The organism is Agrobacterium sp. 33MFTa1.1 (genome assembly GCF_004328495.1).
GTDB lineage: Bacteria > Pseudomonadota > Alphaproteobacteria > Rhizobiales > Rhizobiaceae > Agrobacterium > Agrobacterium pusense.
This window is the reverse complement of the sequence record NZ_CP036358.1, coordinates 2,555,127-2,569,224: the sequence shown is the minus strand read 5'-3', so window position 1 is coordinate 2,569,224 and position 14,098 is coordinate 2,555,127. Positions and strand designations below refer to the sequence as shown.

The 14,098-nt window shown below is 59.0% G+C and carries 14 protein-coding genes and 1 other RNA gene; 10 read left to right on the top strand and 5 right to left on the bottom strand.

Annotated elements, in window-relative coordinates:
* Positions 1 to 24 precede the first annotated feature (24 nt).
* Positions 25 to 1,416, top strand: a complete 1,392-nt coding sequence (locus tag EYD00_RS12790) for a dipeptidase (RefSeq protein ID WP_004439120.1) — start codon at positions 25 to 27, stop codon at positions 1,414 to 1,416.
* Between the two features lie 386 nt (positions 1,417 to 1,802).
* Here EYD00_RS12790 and EYD00_RS12785 read toward each other — a convergent pair whose 3' ends face one another.
* Complete coding sequence (locus EYD00_RS12785) at positions 1,803 to 2,012, bottom strand: cold-shock protein (protein WP_003492998.1); 210 nt, start codon at positions 2,010 to 2,012, stop codon at positions 1,803 to 1,805.
* Positions 2,013 to 2,482: 470 nt separating this feature from the next.
* On the opposite strand from EYD00_RS12785, the gene EYD00_RS12775 reads away from it, so the two are divergent.
* From EYD00_RS12775 to EYD00_RS12765, 3 genes are all read left to right on the top strand, one after another.
* On the top strand, positions 2,483 to 2,941 hold the full coding sequence (locus EYD00_RS12775) for a YbaK/EbsC family protein (protein WP_004439110.1): 459 nt from the start codon (positions 2,483 to 2,485) through the stop codon (positions 2,939 to 2,941).
* 143 nt (positions 2,942 to 3,084) lie between these two features.
* Positions 3,085 to 5,394, top strand: coding sequence for a transglycosylase domain-containing protein (locus tag EYD00_RS12770; RefSeq protein ID WP_004439108.1), 2,310 nt, complete (start codon positions 3,085 to 3,087; stop codon positions 5,392 to 5,394).
* Positions 5,395 to 5,682: 288 nt separating this feature from the next.
* Complete coding sequence (locus tag EYD00_RS12765; RefSeq protein WP_004439104.1) at positions 5,683 to 6,411, top strand: sugar transferase; 729 nt, start codon at positions 5,683 to 5,685, stop codon at positions 6,409 to 6,411.
* A gap of 79 nt (positions 6,412 to 6,490) precedes the next feature.
* Here EYD00_RS12765 and EYD00_RS12760 read toward each other — a convergent pair whose 3' ends face one another.
* The gene (locus EYD00_RS12760) at positions 6,491 to 7,066 is read right to left on the bottom strand and encodes a c-type cytochrome (protein ID WP_004439101.1); all 576 of its coding nucleotides are present in this window, start codon (positions 7,064 to 7,066) and stop codon (positions 6,491 to 6,493) included.
* A gap of 149 nt (positions 7,067 to 7,215) precedes the next feature.
* Here EYD00_RS12760 and EYD00_RS12755 point away from each other — a divergent pair, with 149 nt between their 5' ends.
* Together EYD00_RS12755 and EYD00_RS12750 are read left to right on the top strand one after the other, a co-directional pair.
* A complete protein-coding gene (locus tag EYD00_RS12755) occupies positions 7,216 to 7,971 on the top strand; it encodes a 3-deoxy-manno-octulosonate cytidylyltransferase (RefSeq protein ID WP_004439098.1) in 756 nt (251 codons plus the stop codon).
* Between the two features lie 11 nt (positions 7,972 to 7,982).
* Positions 7,983 to 8,846: a prephenate dehydratase gene (locus tag EYD00_RS12750; RefSeq protein WP_004439096.1), complete on the top strand. Its 864-nt coding sequence runs from the start codon at positions 7,983 to 7,985 to the stop codon at positions 8,844 to 8,846.
* Positions 8,847 to 8,861: 15 nt separating this feature from the next.
* Here EYD00_RS12750 and nudC read toward each other — a convergent pair whose 3' ends face one another.
* The gene (nudC, locus tag EYD00_RS12745; RefSeq protein WP_081859372.1) at positions 8,862 to 9,824 is read right to left on the bottom strand and encodes an NAD(+) diphosphatase; all 963 of its coding nucleotides are present in this window, start codon (positions 9,822 to 9,824) and stop codon (positions 8,862 to 8,864) included.
* Positions 9,824 to 10,252, bottom strand: a complete 429-nt coding sequence (locus EYD00_RS12740; protein ID WP_006699828.1) for an HIT domain-containing protein — start codon at positions 10,250 to 10,252, stop codon at positions 9,824 to 9,826. Before EYD00_RS12740 ends, nudC begins: the two co-directional genes overlap by 1 nt.
* A 65-nt stretch (positions 10,253 to 10,317) precedes the next feature.
* On the opposite strand from EYD00_RS12740, the gene ffs reads away from it, so the two are divergent.
* The 3 genes from ffs (at position 10,318) to EYD00_RS12725 (ending at position 12,715) form a co-directional block, all read left to right on the top strand.
* Positions 10,318 to 10,414: signal recognition particle sRNA small type (ffs, locus tag EYD00_RS12735), an RNA gene on the top strand.
* Positions 10,415 to 10,492: 78 nt separating this feature from the next.
* Entirely contained in the window at positions 10,493 to 12,367 is a 1,875-nt protein-coding gene (locus tag EYD00_RS12730) for a DNA polymerase III subunit gamma/tau (RefSeq protein WP_004439086.1), read from the top strand.
* A gap of 24 nt (positions 12,368 to 12,391) precedes the next feature.
* A complete protein-coding gene (locus EYD00_RS12725) occupies positions 12,392 to 12,715 on the top strand; it encodes a YbaB/EbfC family nucleoid-associated protein (RefSeq protein WP_004439084.1) in 324 nt (107 codons plus the stop codon).
* 65 nt (positions 12,716 to 12,780) lie between these two features.
* On the opposite strand, the gene EYD00_RS12720 is transcribed toward EYD00_RS12725, so the two are convergent.
* Positions 12,781 to 13,416 (bottom strand): MOSC domain-containing protein, encoded by a 636-nt coding sequence (locus tag EYD00_RS12720; RefSeq protein WP_004439081.1) that lies wholly within the window; start codon positions 13,414 to 13,416, stop codon positions 12,781 to 12,783.
* A 37-nt stretch (positions 13,417 to 13,453) separates the two neighbouring features.
* On the opposite strand from EYD00_RS12720, the gene recR reads away from it, so the two are divergent.
* Positions 13,454 to 14,059 carry a recombination mediator RecR gene (recR, locus tag EYD00_RS12715; RefSeq protein WP_003507177.1) on the top strand — a complete coding sequence of 202 codons (606 nt, stop codon included), beginning with the start codon at positions 13,454 to 13,456 and terminating at the stop codon, positions 14,057 to 14,059.
* Positions 14,060 to 14,098: the final 39 nt, after the last annotated feature.

The following is a 14,098-nucleotide window of genomic DNA, read 5'->3' as shown; positions in this document are numbered from 1 at the left end:
ACGACAGACATGACAGGATCAGCGATGACAGACGTTTCCCCCATTCTTTCCACTGCCGATGACAATCTCACCTCCAGCCTCGAGCGACTGTTCGAACTCGTTCGCATTCCGTCGATTTCCACGGACCCCGCTTACAAGGCCGAGTGCCGCAAGGCGGCGGAATGGCTCGTGAGAACGCTTTCAGCGCTCGGCTTTACCGCCTCCGTTCGCGATACAGCCGGTCACCCCATGGTGGTGGCGCATCACGATGCGGCCAATGAAGACGCCCCACATGTGCTTTTCTACGGCCATTATGATGTACAGCCGGTCGATCCGCTCGATCTCTGGGAAAACGATCCTTTCGAACCCGCCGTCAAGGATATCGGCGCAGGCCGTCAGGTGATTACAGGACGCGGTACGGCGGATGACAAGGGCCAGCTGATGACCTTCGTGGAGGCCTGCCGCGCCTACAAGGCCGTGAATGGCGGCCTGCCGGTGCGCGTCACCATTCTTTTTGAAGGTGAAGAAGAATCCGGTTCGCCCTCGCTGAAGCCGTTCCTCGAAGCGAATGCGGAAGAGCTGAAGGCGGATTATGCGCTGGTCTGCGATACCGGCATGTGGGACCGGGATACGCCCGCCATTGCCGCGGCGCTGCGTGGTCTGGTCGGCGAAGAAATCGTCATCACCGCCGCCGATCGCGATCTGCATTCGGGTCTTTTCGGTGGCGCCGCCGCAAATCCCATCCACATCCTGACCGACATTCTCTCTGGCCTGCATGACGAGACCGGCCGCGTGACGCTCGACGGCTTCTATGACGGCGTGGAAGAAACGCCCGCCAATATCAAGGCTGCCTGGGAAACGCTGGGCCGCACCGCAGAAACCTTCCTCGGTGAAGTGGGCCTTTCGGTTCCCTCGGGTGAAAAGGGCCGCTCCGTGCTGGAACAGACCTGGGCGCGGCCGACAGCGGAGGTCAACGGCATCATAGGCGGGTACACCGGTGATGGCTTCAAGACCGTTATTGCAGCAAAAGCTTCCGCCAAGGTGTCGTTCCGCCTTGTCGGCGAACAGAACCCCGCCGCCATTCGCGAAAACTTCCGGGCCTATGTACGCTCGAAAATTCCGGCTGATTGCTCCGTGGAATTCCACGAGCATGGCGCATCGCCGGCGATCCAGCTTTCATACGATTCACCCGTCCTGACCAAGGCGAAGAACGCCCTTTCGGAAGAGTGGCCCAAACCGGCCGTCGTGATCGGCATGGGCGGCTCTATCCCGATCGTGGGCGATTTCCAGAAGATGCTCGGCATGGATTCGCTGCTCGTCGGTTTCGGCTTGACGGACGATCGCATTCATTCGCCGAATGAAAAATACGACCTGCAGTCCTTCCACAAGGGCATTCGCTCCTGGATCCGCATTCTCGACGCACTGGCCGCGAAATAAAAAAGAGGAGGCGCCACTGGTCGGGCGCCTCCGCTCACTCCAAAAACAAAAAGGCCGGGCAAGCCCGACCTTTCCATCCGTTTTCCGTCAATGCCAGTACATCCGTGGTCAAAGCGGTTCAACGGTCTGATGTTTCAGAGCGCGTCGATTTCCGACGCTGCTTTCACAATCAGGATCATCTGTTTTGGTTAATCTTTGGTTAACGCAACAACAGCGGCATCTTAAGACGCCCCTGACAGTTTTCATCTGAAACACTGTTGAACCCTATATCGGTATACGTACCGCCGTTTTCAAGACCCCGCCCGCCGGACTTCCTTCCAAAGAAAAAGGCCGGAAAAATCCGGCCTTTCAGTTCATGCAAGAAACCCTTTCGGGCCTGTTGCGTATCAGGCAGCGACGAGGTTGCCTGCGGACATCTTGCCAGAGCGGCGGTCCTGCATCAGCTCGTAAGAAAGCTTCTGGCCGTCGTTGAGGGCGGTCAGACCTGCGCGCTCAACAGCCGAGATGTGAACGAAAACGTCCTGCGAACCGTCGTCCGGCTGAATGAAGCCGTAGCCCTTGGTTGCGTTGAACCACTTTACTGTACCAGTCGCCATAACGATTTCCTTCCGTTGGCAATTGTATTTGCGCTGCGAGCAGCGCGGTCTTGGGGTCGAATTTGAAGGAAAAGATCGTCGTGAGCGTCTGGAAAGACGCCGAAGCTCTGGTCGTCAAACAAATATCGATGGCGAAGTACCTAGGTTGGAAGGGGCTGAAAGTCAAGTTTCTTTGAACGAAACTATCGCATCAGGGGTCCGCCAGGGCTCGAAAAAGGAAGCGCCAAATAGCAAAAACCCGGCGCGGGAGGAGGTGCGCCGGGTTCTTGAAACTGACTGACAATTGGGAGGAGGAGTATTGCCAGTCCAATCGGGCGACGCTGGGAGGAGGAGTGCGTCGCTTCGATGTTTTGAACATACAACATCGCCGCTCAAAAAACAGACATTCTATCGCAGCGCAGCATTGCGATTATTGCATAGCTTAAGCGTGACATCTTGAACAACCATTTCTAACCGCCTAACAAATACGCATGTCTATTCAATCCGTCAGAGCATTTTTTGCCGAAAAATCACCCGAGGTGACGATCATTGAAACGGAAGCCAGTTCGGCAACCGTTGCGCTCGCCGCTGAAGCACATGGCGTCGAGCCAGACCAGATCGCCAAAACGATCTGCCTCAAGGCGGGCGATGCCATTCTGCTCGTTGTCACCGCGGGTACGAAACGCCTCGACAACAGGAAATTCCGTGATCATTTCGGAACGAAACCGCGCATGCTGGGGGCGGACGAGGTGGTTGCGGTGACCAGCCATCCTGTCGGCGGCGTATGCCCCTTCGGCTTGCCGTCGCCTTTGCCGGTGTTTTGCGACATATCGCTGAGAGATTATCTTGAAGTGGTTCCGGCAGCCGGCGCTACCAATGCAGCGGTGCGGATTTCTCCCCATGTGATGGCCGAACTGACTAAAGCTGAATGGGTCGACGTCTGCCAATGACGCCGATTTGATCCGGCCTGGGCTTAACCCCGCCTTAAATTGCCGCATTTAAACTCTTCATCCTGGATTAAGGATCGCGCAGGCATAGACGCCTGAGGCCGACAAGGCACAGGCGGTCCCGCAAAAGGAGCGATTTCGGCTGGATGGCAGGCAAGGGTAAATCACGCGAACGGGTAGAACCCTCCTTCGGGGATTTCCACGAGTCCGGTGACGATCTGCGTCTTGACGCCAGCGAGCGCATCAGCGGCACTGCAAAACAGTCGCCGAAGAAACCGAAACAGGCTTCACGCCGACCCAAGACGAAAAACGAAAAGCGCGCCCGCGGCACAGGTCGGGGGGCGACGGGTTTCATCCGGTCCCTCGTCTATTGGTGCATCGTGCTGGGCATTTGGGGCGGTATCGGGATTGCCGGACTTGTGCTTTATTATGGCGCGCGCATGCCGAGTGCCAGCAGCTGGTCCATTCCAGAACGTCCGCCGAATGTGAAGATCGTTTCCGTGAATGGCAGCGTGCTTGCAAACCGCGGCACGACCGGCGGCGAGGCGCTCGCGCTGGAAGACATGTCGCCCTATATTCCACAGGCTGTGATGGCGATTGAGGACCGGCGGTTTTATTCCCATTTCGGGGTCGATCCGCTTGGTCTCGGACGTGCCATCGTCACGAATGTGCTGACGGGGCGAACCGTGCAGGGCGGCTCGACACTGACGCAACAGCTGGCGAAAAACCTTTTCCTCTCGCCGGACAGGACCCTGGAACGCAAGGTTCAGGAAGTGCTGCTGTCCTTCTGGCTGGAGCACAAGTTCACCAAGGATCAGATCCTGGCGATGTACCTCAATCGCGTCTATTTCGGATCCAACGCCTATGGCGTCGAGGCGGCCTCGCGGCGCTACTTCAACAAATCCGCCCGCGACGTCAATCTGGGCGAAGCGGCAATGCTCGCCGGGCTTCTCAAAGCGCCCTCGCGCCTTTCGCCGGCACGGGACCCACAGGCAGCGGAAGAACGGGCGCAGGTCGTGCTGCAATCCATGCGCGACGTCGGTTTCATTACCGATGATGAGATCAAGACCGCCATGTCGCAGCCGCCGACCAAAGCGAAACGCTTCTGGTCCGGTGCCGAACATTACGCCGCCGACATGGTGCTGGAAGAGGTGCGCGGCCTGGTTGGCGAGGTCAAGCAGGATATCGTCGTCGATACGACAATCGATCCCGATCTCGAGCGCGATGCCGAAAAGGCGCTGACCCACGTGCTGCAGGGCGACGGCAAAAAACAGGGCGCCTCCCAGGCGGCACTGGTTTCCATCGACGGTACGGGGGCGATCAGGGCCGTGGTGGGCGGTGCGGATTATGCCGAAAGCCAGTTTAACCGCGCTGCCAAGGCAAAACGGCAACCCGGCTCGGCATTTAAGCCCTTCGTCTACGTCGCCGCTCTCGAATCCGGGCTTACGCCCTATACCATTCGTAATGATGGGCCTGTTCGTATCGGCAACTGGACTCCGGAAAATTATGAGAAGAAATTTCGCGGCGAAGTGACACTGGCCACGGCGCTGGCCAACTCCCTGAACACCATCGCCGCCCAGCTGGTGATGGAGGTCGGTCCCGAGCGGGTGACACAGGTGGCGCATCGCATGGGCATCGAATCGGAGCTGCAGAATAATGCCTCCATCGCGCTCGGCACTTCGGAAGTGTCGCTGATGGAACTGACAGCTTCTTATGCTCCCTTCATGAATGGCGGCTATAAAGCCACGCCGCACATCGTGAAGCGTATCACCGATGCCGATGGCAAGGTGCTTTATGAAAACAAATATGACAATCCGCCACGGGTGCTGAGCGAAGAAATTGCCGCCACGATGAACGGCATGCTGTCGCGCGTCATCACCGAAGGTACCGGCAAGGCCGCGCGCCTGCAGGGCTGGCAGGCAGCGGGGAAATCCGGCACCACTCAGTCTTTTCGTGATGCGCTCTTTGTTGGCTATACGAGCAATCTGACGACCGGCGTCTGGTTTGGAAACGACGACGGCACCTCCATGAAAAAGGTCACGGGCGGCGGCCTTCCTGCAAGGGCGTGGAAAGAGTTCATGACCGCGGCTCATTCCGGTCTTTCGCCTTCGCCCCTCTTCGGTCTTGGTGCAGGCGGCGTGCCGCCGCTCATGGATATGCAGCAACCGGCGCCGGAAAATGCGCCCTCCTCCATTGGCGACATCATTTCCAACGCGCTGGGCGGCGGAACGACTGATAATCGCGCCTATCCCGCGGCGCCGGCATCACCCACACCGAATCAGCCAGATGGGCAGTCGGGAGGGCTGACGCCGCCGGCTAATATTCCTTCGCGGGATATCGAACCCCGTTATTCCGCCGGCAACGGCCCTGTGCCGCCGGCCGATATTGGCGGTGAAGCGCCTGACGCGTCGGGACCGAAACAAACCACCCTGCTCGACATTCTGATGGGTCGCTGACAGGTTTTTAAATCGTCGCCAAGTCCCGGGAACGAAGGACGAAGCGACCGAGGTCCACGTCCTCACCCCTTTCGTTTCACGCTTTTCGGTGGCCGAACCGGCCGCCGCCCCATCCACGGCGGCGAATCAGCGCCTGAAGCGCAACACCTGCGTGCATACGTTAACTTTAGATTGATATTTGCCCAGACACGGCTACATTTCGGATGACTTTTTAGGGTAAATGAATTATTAATCGTTCATATAAATTAAATTTCTTCTATCAAAATAAGTTTTTCAGGATCCTATATTATGTTGGGTACTAAAGGCTCATCCCATGCCGTTTTTTTCGGCGATCCCTATTCCTCGGCCATCACTTTCGAGACACCGGAAACGCAGCCCTGCATTTTTGAGAAACGGGTATCTCCACTACAACGCGGCCAGTTCGCGCTCAAAAGAACGATGGACATTGCGGGGGCGTCCATCGCCCTCGTCGCACTGGCTCCCGTCCTGCTGGCGGTGGCAGCGCTCGTCAAACTCGACAGCCGCGGGCCGGTCCTGTTCTCGCAGGTCCGCTGGGGCATGAATGGACGGAAGATTCGCGTCTATAAATTTCGCTCAATGAGAACAGACATGTGCGACGCCACCGGCGTGGCGCAAACAGTGAAGAATGACCCGAGAATAACCCGCATCGGCGCCATTCTCCGGCGCACGAATATTGATGAGCTGCCACAGCTCATCAATGTGCTCAAGGGTGACATGTCGCTGGTCGGACCGCGCTGCCATGCCATCGGCATGCTGGCGGCCGGCCGTCTCTACGAGGAGCTGGTTCCGCACTATCACCTGCGGCACCGGATGCGGCCAGGCATCACGGGACTTGCCCAGATGCGGGGCCTGCGCGGGCCGACGGATCGCAGCGACAAGGCAAGGGCACGCATCGTATCCGATCTTTATTATGTCGAAAATTTTTCGGTCTGGCTGGATGTCAGGATCATGGTCGGAACGGTGATTTCCGAGTTGCGGGGCGGCAAGGGCTTCTGATCTTCAAGAGGCAAGGCAAGATTGCGAAAAGAAAAGCCCGGCATCTCTGCCGGGCTTTTCTCATGAACTGTCGTCACCTTTAATTTGTCGGCGCGGGAGCTGCAGCCGGATCCGGCAGCGGCGCCGGGTTCGCAGACAGCGTGCGGAGATAGGCAATAAGATCTGCTCTTTCCGTTTCTTTCTTCACACCCGCAAAGCCCATGGCCGTGCCTGGAACGTGCTTTTTCGGGGCTTCGAGAAAATAGTTGAGATGATCGTAATCCCAGTGCTCGGCTCCACCCTTGGAGAAATCCTTCATCGCTGCGGAGTAGCTGAAACCTTCGTGGCTGGCGATCGGCCGGTTGACGACATCGAAGAGATTGGGGCCGACCTTGTTTGCACCACCACTCTCTCCGGTATGACAGCTCGTACATTTCTTGAAGACCGCTTCGCCCTTGGCGGCGTCCGCGCTGGCGAGCAACTGTGCGATCGGGGTGGCCGCAGCCGCCGCTTCTCCGCCGCCCGTTCCGCCGCTGCTTTCTTCCGCGACGATGGCGTAACCTTCCTTTTCGGGCGCGGGCGCATGGAAAATGCCCTCGGACGCAATCGACACCGACATCAGGACGAATACTGTACCCAGAAACGCCCCAACGCCCATATTAACATAAGAATTCATCTAAACGCGCTCCCTCGCATCCGCTCGATATAACGGGCATCTTGAAATTGCTCGAAAGCTATGGCTTTTGCACAGCCTGCGCAACTTGAATAATGCTCCCCACACCGTGACGTTTTGACACTTTTCGGGCGGGATTTGAAGGGTGTCGGATGAATAATCGGGATTTCGAGAAAGCTGTCGTCCTCATACCGGCGCGAATGGCCTCCACGCGCCTGCCCGGCAAGCCGCTTGCCGACATTGGTGGCAAGCCGATGATCGTGCAGGTTGCGCAGCGGGCACGTGAGGCCGGCGCGGAGCGAATCGTCGTCGCGGTCGATGACGAACAGGTATTTTCGGCGGTTCAAAATGCCGGTTTCGACGTGATGATGACGCGTGACGACCATCAATCCGGTTCGGATCGCATTTTCGAAGCGCTGCAGAAGGCCGACCCCTATGGCAAGGCGGAATATGTCATCAATGTTCAGGGCGACCTTCCAACCATCGAGGCGGAAACTATACGTGCCTCGTTGCGCCCGCTGGAGAACGCCGCCGTCGACATTGCGACACTGACGGTCGAAATCACCGACGAGGAAGAAAAAACCAATCCGAACGTAGTGAAAGTTGTGGGCAGCCCACTTTCCGAAACACGTCTGCGCGCGCTTTATTTCACCCGCACCACCGCGCCTTACGGCGAGGGGCCGCTTTATCATCATATCGGGCTCTACACCTATCGCCGTGCTGCGCTCGAGACATTCGTGAGTCTACCGCCCTCACCGCTGGAAAAGCGCGAGCGGCTGGAGCAGCTGCGTGCTCTCGAAGCGGGCATGCGCATTGATGCCGAGATCGTCCGCTCCGTGCCGCTCGGTGTCGATACGCCGCACGATCTCGAAAAAGCCCGCAAAATTCTTGCAAGCAGAACCCTTTAACGGACAGTCCCATGAGCTTGATCACCAATCGCATTGCCTTTCAGGGCGAATTCGGCGCGAACTCCGACATGGCCTGCCGCGACATGTTTCCGAACATGGAACCATTGCCGTGTCCGACATTCGAGGATGCGTTCAACGCCATTGAAAACGGCGAAGCCGATCTCGGCATGATCCCGATCGAAAACACTCTGGCCGGCCGCGTGGCGGATATTCATCACCTGCTGCCGGAATCGCGCCTGCATATCATCGGCGAATATTTCATGCCGATCCGCTTTCAGCTGATGGTGATGCCGGGCGTGAAAAAGGACGAAATCCGCACCGTCCACAGCCACATCCACGCACTTGGCCAGTGCCGCAAGATCATTCGTTCCAACGGCTGGAAACCCGTCATCGCCGGCGATACGGCAGGATCGGCAAGGCTCGTTTCCGAAACGGGCGACCGCAGCATGGCGGCGCTTGCGCCGCGTCTTGCCGCCAGCCTTTACGGTCTCGATATTCTCGCCGAGAATGTCGAGGATTCGGAAAACAACGTCACGCGCTTCGTAGTGCTTTCCCGCGATGAAAACTGGGCCAAGCGCCAGTCGAGCGAAGAAATCGTCGTCACGACTTTCGTTTTCAACGTCCGCAACATTCCCGCGGCACTCTACAAGGCCATGGGTGGCTTTGCGACGAACGGCATCAATATGACGAAGCTCGAAAGCTACCAGCTCGGCGGCAAATTCGTGGCGACGCAATTTTATGCCGACATTGAAGGCCATCCCGATGACGAACCCGTGCGGCATGCTCTGGACGAGCTGCGCTTCTTCTCTGAAAAAGTCCGCATTCTCGGCGTCTACAAGGGCCATGCGATGCGCGGCAAGCTCAACCAGAGCTGAGCCTGCCGCAATCTCCTACCTTGGCCATTCCACCCAGTCGCGCATCAGGCGATGCGCGATGGCTCCCATGGGCGGCGCAGAAAGACCTTCGCCCGCCGGGGCCTCCAGCATCTTTGCCACCTCTTCCCGCGTGAACCAGCGGCAATCCTCAAGCTCGACCTCATCGCGTGCGATCTCAAAAGACAACGCCTCGGCATAACAGCCGATCATCAGCGTATGCGGCATCGGCCAAGGCTGGGAGGCGTGATAACGGACGCGGCCGATTTCGACGCCGGATTCCTCGTGCGTTTCACGGCGAACAGCCTGTTCGATGGTCTCACCCGGTTCCACAAAACCGGCGAGGCACGAATACATGCCCGGCGCAAAATGCGCTCCGCGGCCAAGCAGGCACAGATCGCGCTCGATATCGATCGTCATCATGATGACGACGGGATCAGTGCGTGGAAAAATAGTGTGGCTGCAGGCGGCGCAGATGCGCTTGTAGCCGCCGATTCGCAGCTCCATGGCCCCACCGCATTTCCCGCAAAAGCGGTTGTCGGCGTTCCAATGTGTGAGGCTGACGGCCTGGGCGACCTCACTCAGCAATTCCTCTTCCAGCAGGTGATCGCGATACAGCGTGCGGGCATCGGCAAGCTTGTAGTGGCTCGCCAGCTGGTCTTCGGCCACGGCAACCGGAACGGCGATTCGCGGTTCGCCGGTCTCCCGATATCCAAGCAGGACGGCATTGTCGAAATCCGGCTGCAACTCGGCCAGCTCATAGGCGGAAAACAGGGGGTCGATGACCTGTTCGTCATGCTTCAGGACAAGCCGGCTGCCCGAAAAGGCAAAAATATGGGTGCCGTCGACTTTCAGGGCATCGGCAACGCATTCCTCCGTCCGCTTTTCCGCGAAACGGTCGAGGGCATTTTTGGAAAAAGCCGTCAGCAGACTTGCTTCGGGATGGGGGGCAGTGGTTTCAAAAATTTTCATGGAAATCATCAGAGTGCGCCGGAGATTTTTTTCATCAAAGTTTCCTTTTCGCCCGCGGCATAAGGCACGGGCGTCCCGTGACCCCAGATGGGGCCGGGCCAGCAGGTGTCGCCTTCATTGCGGGCGATAATATGGACATGCAGTTGCCGGACGATGTTGCCCAGAGCGCCCACATTGATCTTGGTGGCCGCGGTAATTTCTTTCAAGGCGGACGCGACAAGATTGGTCTCGAATGTCAGCACGGCCTGATCAAGCGGAGTAAGATCGAACAGCTCGCTGACGCCCTCTCGCTGCGGCACCAGCACCAGCCATGGCCAGCGGCTGTCATTTTGCAAACGCAGTTCACATAGCCCCAAACGCGTCACGAGCACGCTATCGCGCGCCAGTCTTTCGTCCAGCTGGAATGTCTCCAAGGTGTCCTCCATGTTTGTTTTCATTGTGATAGCAGTTTTTTGAATGCTTGGCTTGCATTTGCTGTCGATATTGCCGATATGTGGCCCCGGGAGGTTGGTGGTGGACGAGCCACTCGCCAACCGGGTCAGGTCCGGAAGGAAGCAGCCCTAACGAGCCCGGCACGGGTCGCCGTGCCAGCCTCCCACCTTTTAAAAGACGTGCTCAGCTTTCGCCGGGCCAGTTCAGCGCCCCAAGACAAACTGGCAAAACAAACTGGCGAGGCGATGAACGACAGCGTACCCACCACATCAAGCGAATCCCAGGTCGGGACCGGCTATCGGGTACTGGCGCGCAAATATCGCCCGAAGGATTTTTCCGATCTGATGGTCGGACAGGAGCCGATGGTCCGCACGCTGACAAACGCGTTCGAGACCGGACGTATTGCGCAGGCCTATATGCTGACCGGCGTCCGCGGCGTGGGCAAAACGACCACGGCCCGCATTCTCGCCCGAGCGCTGAATTACAAAACCGACACCATCGACAAGCCGACCATCGATCTGCGCATTCCCGGTGAACATTGTCAGGCGATCATGGAAGGTCGCCATGTCGACGTGATCGAGATGGATGCCGCCTCCCATACCGGCATCGACGATATTCGCGAAATCATCGAACAGGTGCGTTATCGCCCTGTCTCGGCGCGTTATAAGGTCTATATCATCGACGAAGTGCACATGCTGTCGACGCAGGCTTTCAACGGCCTGCTCAAGACGCTGGAAGAGCCGCCGGAGCATGTGAAGTTCATCTTCGCCACAACGGAAATCCGCAAGGTTCCCATCACGGTTCTGTCACGATGCCAGCGTTTCGACCTGCGCCGCATCAGCGCCGCCGATCTCGTCGGCCTTTTTACCGCCATCGCCGGCAAGGAAGGTTTCGAAGCCGAACCGCAGGCGCTTTCGATGATCGCCCGCGCGGCGGAAGGGTCTGCCCGTGACGGCCTGTCGCTGCTCGATCAGGCAATCGCCCATGGTGGTGGCCGGGTGGAAGCTGAAGCGGTACGCGGCATGCTCGGTCTTGCCGACCGGGCCCGCATCGTCGATCTCTTCCAGCATGTCGTCAAAGGCGATGTCGCGGCCGCTCTGTCGGAATTCAACGGTCAATATGAGGCGGGCGCGAACCCGGTTGTGGTCCTTAACGATCTCGCCGATTTCACCCATCTCGTGACCCGCATGAAATATGTGCCGGATGCAGCGGAAGATCCCTCGCTTTCTGAAATAGAACGCGTGCGCGGTGCGGAATTTGCCGACACGATTGCGGTCACCGCGCTTTCGCGCATCTGGCAGATGTTGCTGAAGGGCATACCGGAAACGGAAAACGCCTCGCGCCCGGCCGGTGCTGCCGAAATGGTTCTCATCCGGCTGGCGCACGCTGCCAATCTTCCCGCACCCGAAGATGCTGCCCGGCGCTTGCTGGAGCTTTCGAACGGTGACGGGGGTTACGCCAATGGCGGACCTTCCGGCGGCGGCAATGGCGGCGGTGCGCGCGCCTATTCGTCAGCACAGACCGTGGCCGCGGGACGACCTGTCGATCTTCCCACCCAGCGCCAGGCAACACCACAGACCTCCGCCATACTGCGCGCCATTCCAGATAGCCGCCCGCAGGAGATGCAGGTCGCAGCACCGAAAACGGAGGAGCGGCCGGAGCCGAAAGTTCCCGTCAATTCCGTGCAGGATATTGCCGATCTGTGTCAGAAGAACCGCGATCCCGTCATGCGGGCGAAAGTGCGCAACTTCGTACGGCTCGTACGGCTGGAGCCCGGCCGGCTCGATATGCGCCTCGGGGAAGGTGCCCCCGGCTCCCTGCCCGGCGAACTTGGCGTCAAGCTCAAGGAATGGACTGGCATCCACTGGATCATCAGCCTCAGCAAGGAGCAGGGGGAACCGACCCTTGTCGAGGCTGAGGGCAACGCACGGGACGCGCGTCTTGTCGATGCACGCCAGGACCCTGATGTGGCTGCCATCCTGGCGCAGTTTCCCGGCGCAAAAATTACCGACGTGCGCATCCGCGCCGCCGTACAGGATGAGGCTGAAGACATCGCGTCGCCATCGGTTGCCGAATCGAGTGAAGGCGACATCCTTCCCGGCGACGACATCGAGTTTTAAACAAAAAGAACAGGAGATTGGCACATGCGTGACATCATGGGCATGATGGGCAAGGTCAAGGAAATGCAGGCCAAGATGGAGAAGGTGCAGGAAGAAATCGCTGCGCTCGAAATCGAGGGGCGTGCTGGCGGCGGTCTGGTAACCGTCATTCTGAACGGCAAGGGCGAAATGCGCGGCCTGAAAATCGATCCCTCGCTGTTGAAGGAAGACGAGGTGGAAATCCTTGAGGACCTGATCGTCGCAGCGCATAAGGACGCCAAGCAGAAAGGCGAAGCGCAGGCGCAGGAAAAGATGGCTGGGCTGACCGCCGGCCTGCCGCTGCCGCCCGGCATGAAGCTGCCGTTCTGATATAACCGATCTAAAGAGAGGGCGAAGCGCATGGAGCGGGCGCCCTCCTTGTCCCATGGCCGGCTTCAAGCTTCCAGCATCGCGCGAAACCGGCTCGCCAGCGGCGTTTCCAGAAAGGCCCGGCGTTCGGCTGCGTTGAGCTGCATGGGGCGAAAGCGCTGCAGAATGGTCGGTATTGGCAGCTTCAATCCTCGATAGGGTTTGAACACGATATCCTCCCCGGCAGCCAACATGCCGCCTTTCAGCACCCGGCAGTAGAACCCCGGTTGGCCCGCCCGACGGAAACGCAGTGCGAAATCGGGATCGCCGATGCGAACCGACAGTGTGGCGCAGGGAATGCGGGCGGCGGTCACTTCCAGCTCAACGTCATTTGCCGAGAACCTGTCGCCAACGTGGAGTTTTGCGCTGTCGACACCATCAAGAACGAGGTTCTCACCAAAAAACCCGGGTTCGACCGCAAAGCCCAGAGAGCGGGACCAGAAGTCGAGATCGGCGGAGCCCATGACGTAAATCGCCTGATCCGGCCCGCCGTGATGTTTGCGATTGCAGACGGCGTCACTGACGATGCCTTCCGCATCGACCATGACGGGACCCTGCACGGCGTGTTTGAAGATGCCCGTCTTCGAGGTCTTTCCCGGCAGCCTTTTCGCCTCGCCCCGGCACACCGCCCTGATTTTCATGGACAACCCTTTGCGCTTCATGATTCCCGTTTCCCGATTTATGCAGTAGAAAGCGCTCATGGCAAAACGAGTCACCGGCCCCGAAATCGAAAAACTGATCCAGCTCCTGGCAAAAGTGCCGGGGCTTGGGCCCCGCTCGGCGCGGCGGGCAGCACTGCATCTCATCAAGAAGAAGGAACAGCTTCTCGGGCCGCTGGGCCATGCCATGGGCGAGGCCTATGACAAGGTGAAGATCTGCTCCTGCTGCGGCAACGTCGATACGATAGACCCCTGCACCGTCTGCGCCGACGACCGGCGCGACCAGTCGGTCATCATCGTGGTGGAAGATGTGTCTGATCTCTGGGCGCTGGAGCGGACGGGTGCGATGAACACCGCCTATCACGTGCTGGGGGGCACGCTGTCGCCGCTCGACGGGGTCGGGCCCGAGGACCTGAACATCAAGGGCCTGATCGACCGTGTGAGCGCCGGCGGCATTCGCGAGCTCATCATCGCCGTCAATGCGACGGTGGAAGGGCAGGCAACCGCCCATTACATCACCGACCGCCTCTCCGGTCTCGACATCAAGATCACCCGGCTTGCGCATGGCGTGCCGGTGGGCGGTGAACTCGATTATCTCGACGAGGGCACTTTGACGGCCGCGCTTCGGGCGCGAACGACAATCTGAAGTCCCCCCTCCCTCCCCGTCATTCAAAGAGGAGACCGA

Bases quoted from the DNA above. Each gene is read 5' to 3' on its own strand.
- EYD00_RS12785 (WP_003492998.1), bottom strand. From the start codon at position 2,012: ATGGCGACTGGTACAGTAAAGTGGTTCAACGCAACCAAGGGCTACGGC.
- EYD00_RS12740 (WP_006699828.1), bottom strand. From the start codon at position 10,252: ATGAAAACAAACATGGAGGACACCTTGGAGACATTCCAGCTGGACGAA.
- EYD00_RS12750 (WP_004439096.1), top strand. From the start codon at position 7,983: ATGAGCTTGATCACCAATCGCATTGCCTTTCAGGGCGAATTCGGCGCG.
- EYD00_RS12725 (WP_004439084.1), top strand. From the start codon at position 12,392: ATGCGTGACATCATGGGCATGATGGGCAAGGTCAAGGAAATGCAGGCC.
- EYD00_RS12760 (WP_004439101.1), bottom strand. From the start codon at position 7,066: ATGAATTCTTATGTTAATATGGGCGTTGGGGCGTTTCTGGGTACAGTA.
- EYD00_RS12730 (WP_004439086.1), top strand. From the start codon at position 10,493: ATGAACGACAGCGTACCCACCACATCAAGCGAATCCCAGGTCGGGACC.
- nudC (WP_081859372.1), bottom strand. From the start codon at position 9,824: ATGATTTCCATGAAAATTTTTGAAACCACTGCCCCCCATCCCGAAGCA.
- EYD00_RS12775 (WP_004439110.1), top strand. From the start codon at position 2,483: ATGTCTATTCAATCCGTCAGAGCATTTTTTGCCGAAAAATCACCCGAG.
- EYD00_RS12755 (WP_004439098.1), top strand. From the start codon at position 7,216: ATGAATAATCGGGATTTCGAGAAAGCTGTCGTCCTCATACCGGCGCGA.
- recR (WP_003507177.1), top strand. From the start codon at position 13,454: ATGGCAAAACGAGTCACCGGCCCCGAAATCGAAAAACTGATCCAGCTC.
- EYD00_RS12770 (WP_004439108.1), top strand. From the start codon at position 3,085: ATGGCAGGCAAGGGTAAATCACGCGAACGGGTAGAACCCTCCTTCGGG.
- EYD00_RS12765 (WP_004439104.1), top strand. From the start codon at position 5,683: ATGTTGGGTACTAAAGGCTCATCCCATGCCGTTTTTTTCGGCGATCCC.
- EYD00_RS12790 (WP_004439120.1), top strand. From the start codon at position 25: ATGACAGACGTTTCCCCCATTCTTTCCACTGCCGATGACAATCTCACC.
- EYD00_RS12720 (WP_004439081.1), bottom strand. From the start codon at position 13,416: ATGAAGCGCAAAGGGTTGTCCATGAAAATCAGGGCGGTGTGCCGGGGC.